The sequence below is a fragment of the Clostridia bacterium genome, from assembly GCA_036562685.1.
In the GTDB taxonomy this organism is placed as follows: domain Bacteria; phylum Bacillota; class Clostridia; order Christensenellales; family DUVY01; genus DUVY01.
In genome coordinates, this window is the sequence record DATCJR010000180.1 from 1 (window position 1) to 4,765 (window position 4,765).

A 4,765-nucleotide genomic window follows, 5' to 3' on the forward strand; every position below is an offset into this window, starting at 1 on the left:
ACTAAGAAGCGTGAAGAATTCAACCGCATGATTGACAAATGTATGGCCGGTAATATCGATATGATCATTACAAAGTCCATCAGCCGCTTTGCGCGAAATACTTTGGACTGTCTAAAATACATACGGCAGCTTAAAGATAAAAATATTCCCGTTTATTTTGAAAAGGAAAGCATAAACACCCTTGACTCAAAGGGTGAAGTTTTGCTTACCATTATGGCTTCACTTGCCCAACAGGAGAGCCAAAGCCTCTCACAAAATGTCAAGCTGGGCATTCAATACCGATACCAGCAAGGTCAGGTTATGGTAAATACCAAGTGGTTTTTGGGATACAAGAAGGACGAAAACGGACACCTTGTCATAGACGCCGAGCAGGCGGAAACTGTAAGGCGCATCTACCGAGAATACTTGGAAGGCAAAAGCGCGTTGCAAATTACGCGCGGACTTGAAGCGGACGGCATAAAAAACGGCGCGGGCAAAACACACTGGCATCCGAGCAACATTTACAAAATTTTGAGCAACGAAAAATACATAGGCGACGCCCTGCTTCAAAAGACTTATACGGTGGACTTTCTAAACAAAAAGCGGGTAAAGAACAAAGACATTGTTCCGCAATACTATGTGGAAAAAAACCACGAGCCCATTATCCCCCGCGAAATCTTTATGCGCGTTCAGGAAGAGCGGGCAAAAAGAAAGGTTGTCAGAACAAGCAACAACGGCACAAAGCGCGTGTTCAGTTGCGGAAAGCTTGCAAACACCGTAGTGTGCGGTAAGTGCGGCGAGTTTTACCGCCGTATTCATTGGTACAACCGCGGCAAAAAATCCATAGTTTGGAGATGCATCAGCAGACTGGAAAACACAGGGCTTTATTGTGATGCCCGCACCGTTTCGGAAGCAGATTTGGAAAAGGCGATAATAACCGCCATAAACAAAACGCTTTGCGACAAAGACGCTTTCCTTCAAAAGTTAAGGCAAAATATAGAAACGGTTATCAAAGAAGGAAAAAATCAGCCCCTTGCCGAAATAGACAAAAGGCTGGTATATCTGCAGGAAGAACTTCTCCGCCGCACCAACGCGCGAGCCGACTTTGAAGATGTGGCGCAAGAAATACACACGCTAAGAGAGCAAAAGCAAAAACTTCTTATGGAAAGCGCAAATCAGGTAGATGCCGAAAAGCGCATTGCCGATATGGAAAATTTCCTAAACGAACAGCCCACTGTCATTACGGAATATGACGACGCCCTTGTCCGCAAACTGATAGAAAAAGTCACTGTTTACGAGGATAAATTTGTGGTTGAGTTTAAATCGGGCGTAATGGTGGAGTAATGGTGAAAAGGTAAGAAAATCTTTAAGAAAATCTTATAGTAGTAAAAATTTATTTATTGTTTTTATAGGTATAGCAAAACTAATTCCATAAACGACATTGTTACTAGAATCTTTCAATCTAAAAGTAGTTAGTCCTATTAATTCTCCATATTTATTTAATAACGCCCCTCCACTATTACCCTCTGATATATTTAAATCACATTGAATTGCTGTAATTGTCTTTCCGTCTGCTTCAACAATTACATTGTTTTGAGCAACAATACCTTCCATTATGGATATTCCATAATTTTGGGCATTACCCATGGCATATATTTTATCTGCTATTAATATTTCTTTTTCGCAAATTGATATTGCATTTAATTTCTTATTTTCAATAATAATCGTTGCTAAATCTAATTCATAGTCTATTTTTTCTATAACAGCATAAGTATAGTCATTTTCCGTTGCCAATCTAATTTGAACATAATCAAAGGTTTTTATTTGAGTATTCTTTTTATAATAAAGAATATGAGCATTTGTTATGAGTTTATCTTCGTCAATTGCAACTGCAGAGCCATAAGATACGGTATCTTCGTCATCAAATGCTTTAATTTCCACAACTGAATTAATATTTATATTATAGATTTTGTTTGCGTCAACCTCATTATTATTAATAAGAAACACATAACAAACCACATTAGAAATTATTAAAACTACTATTAGTGAATATATTATGGATATATGAAATTTTTTATTCTTTACATTATTCATTTGCAGAAATTTATTTATTAATAAATATCAATTATGATTATACACTGAAGATTTTTATCTTCAGTTATTTGTGCATAAGCATTCTTTAAAAATTTAAATAGTGGCTTTTCTGTGTTATAATAACCAAATTGTAAAATTTTAGGCTCTTTGTCAAATGTTGGTGGGGGAAAATAAGTTAAGTAAGTAAATAATCTTTAGTATGTTTCCTATCCGGGCTAGCCCGGATAGGAATTTTTGCTTTTTTGGACTATCCGCAGTGCAGAATTCTGTTTCTGAACCTGGCAAAGTTTAGATAAGTCTGATTCTGCTACAAATTTGATATTTTTCTTTCATAACTATACAATTATTATTTTTCTTTATTTGTCAATTATATTATAAGATTACTTAGATTTGATTTTGCTACAATAGTTCACCCCAGTACAATTTATATCTCTATTCCCGTAAAAATTAAGCCCGTTATTTTTTCTTTTTTAATTTGAGTAAAAGCATTTGATAAAAAACTATATGTAATCTCACTATTATCAATATCACCGATTTGCAATATTTTTTGTGATTCATCATATAATATTTTTTTATTATTAAAATTTATGTATCCACCGCAACCTGCGGGTAAATCATCTATAGTATTTAATGCCAAAATTACATCTTTTATGTAATGAGGTAATTTTATATTAGCAGATAACATTTTGCTAAAAGATAAATCTCCGTCAAAAGCACCTATCCTTTTAGTTTCATTATCTATTGTAAAACTAAAAAACCTATCTTGTAAATACAAGGTGTAATCACCTCCACCATTAATTGATGACAAAATAATACTGTTATCAAATTTTTTACAAATAACTTTTATATTATGATATGCTTTTAAAGTTTCATTTGAAAATATTTCTTCTATTTTGAATTTATAATCACTATATAGATTTTTAACCATTTTTCTCTCCAAATTATGTTCTAAAAAGAAAATGAACAATGACCTTTTTAACTGGGTCAATTACTAACTCCCAAACCCCTTTTGTTACCCCTTTCGATGTATTAAATTGCACCGCACCTTCTACATTCCACTTTAAGTAGTTAGTTCCGCTTTCAACAATAGGACTTTTCGCCTTCATAATTTCTTGAGATATAGTATTTGCTTGTTCATAATACGAACGATAATCCGGATTCCCTTTTTGAAAATAACTTTTTGTTTTAATAGAATTTGAAAAATCCAATTTCCCATTTTTTGCTGTATTTATTAAAGAATTAACTTGAGATGTTGAACCAGTAGCTCCAACTCCCATTACCGTACCAACTCCCCAACCAGTCACAGCCCCTAAAGCACCGCCAATAACTACTCCGCCAACAATCCATCTCCAGTCAAGCTTACCATATTCAGTGTATGATATAACTCCTCCTGCGACACCCCCAGTTATAGCTCCAGCAATAGCCCCTGCAGCAACGACTGCAGCCATTCCGGCACCCGCAGTCGCAACAACAACTGCCGCAACAGCCGAAACAACTACAACAGCAACAACTGCAACTGCAACTTTTTTAAATAAACTTTTAAACCAACCGCAATCCTGCATAACTGACAAGTCAGCCATTTGACTCATTAAATATAGTTCGCCGTCAATTTCAAAGTAAGCATCTAAATTACCATTTTCATCAAAAAATGCTTTCCCAACTAAAGTATCACTAGATACAACTTCTTCTAATTCTGTAAAAATAACAGTCATATATATTAGATTTTTTTCTATGTCGTATTCATAAGAGTAATGAACATTAGTGGTTGATTCATTTAAGTCAGTATTTTCAGAAGATAAATTATCTAATTCCGAATAATCCAAATTAATCAATTTATCTGCTTCTAATGTTATTTTTTCTTCAGTTTGATTGTATTCATATGTATCAAAGGTTTCAACCAAAGAATCGTAATTGATAGTAGTAACTATTGTTCTAGTTGCAGTGCTTATTTGTTGTTGAGACCTCAAATATTGCGTTCCCAAAAAATACCCTGATATAACCAAAACAAGCAAACAAGAAATTGTAGAAATTATAAATTTTTTGTTTTTAATTAATTTCATAAAATCACCTTTAATACTAAATTATCAAAATTATACAAAAATTTATTGTATGTGTCAATATTTTTACAATATTATATTAAAATTCTTTCAAAAACATCAATGTCGTTGCCTACTTGTAAAAAACATCAATCTCGTCCTTTACCAATGTCAAACATCTAAATGAGTGCCTACCGAATAGGCGTATTTCATACCGCCTGTTTTGATATGTTTACAGCCATAGATATTTACATAATAAGAATAACATATATTTGGTGAATAAGGCAATATTTGGGCGGCTTTGTGCCGTTTTTGACGGTTATTTGTCGGCGCGGGACATTAATACAAGTGTCTCAACATGGCCCGAGTTGATAGAATTGATGTCTGTTGGCCATTTTAGAAACCATCTGTACGTGGAAACATGTCAATGGGTTATTCGGCCATTTTTGAAAAACCGTCGTACGAGGAAACATGTCAATTAACAATAACGCCAACCACTGAATGTGCAATTGGCATTAATTAATTTTATGTCAGTTTCTTCTTCAATTCAATTATTCGGGCTTCAATTATTGAAATAACTTTTTTAAATTCCTCATCACTCTTACCCGTAGGATCATCCAGTCCCCAATCCTCTCTATGCTTGCAGGGAAGGTAAG

General features: G+C 34.2%; 5 protein-coding genes. 1 reads left to right on the top strand and 4 read right to left on the bottom strand.

All coding sequences use genetic code 11. The features are described 5' to 3' along the window. Positions 1-1,323, top strand: a 1,323-nt coding sequence (locus VIL26_07940) for a recombinase family protein (protein ID HEY8390857.1), incomplete at its 5' end; no start/stop codon positions are given. Between the two features lie 33 nt (positions 1,324-1,356). Here the strand turns inward: VIL26_07940 and VIL26_07945 are convergent. From VIL26_07945 to VIL26_07960, 4 genes are all read right to left on the bottom strand, one after another. Beyond that, the gene (locus VIL26_07945; GenBank protein HEY8390858.1) at positions 1,357-1,920 is read right to left on the bottom strand and encodes a S1C family serine protease; all 564 of its coding nucleotides are present in this window, start codon (positions 1,918-1,920) and stop codon (positions 1,357-1,359) included. Positions 1,921-2,497: 577 nt separating this feature from the next. Further along, complete coding sequence (locus VIL26_07950; GenBank protein HEY8390859.1) at positions 2,498-3,001, bottom strand: hypothetical protein; 504 nt, start codon at positions 2,999-3,001, stop codon at positions 2,498-2,500. A gap of 13 nt (positions 3,002-3,014) precedes the next feature. Continuing rightward, positions 3,015-4,133 carry a hypothetical protein gene (locus VIL26_07955; protein ID HEY8390860.1) on the bottom strand — a complete coding sequence of 373 codons (1,119 nt, stop codon included), beginning with the start codon at positions 4,131-4,133 and terminating at the stop codon, positions 3,015-3,017. A 501-nt stretch (positions 4,134-4,634) separates the two neighbouring features. Next, positions 4,635-4,765 (bottom strand): arsenate reductase ArsC (locus tag VIL26_07960; protein ID HEY8390861.1); only part of this gene is annotated, 131 nt, incomplete at its 5' end.

Excerpts from the sequence above, each read along its gene's own strand:
- VIL26_07950 (HEY8390859.1), bottom strand. The coding sequence starts at position 3,001 with ATGGTTAAAAATCTATATAGTGATTATAAATTCAAAATAGAAGAAATA.
- VIL26_07955 (HEY8390860.1), bottom strand. The coding sequence starts at position 4,133 with ATGAAATTAATTAAAAACAAAAAATTTATAATTTCTACAATTTCTTGT.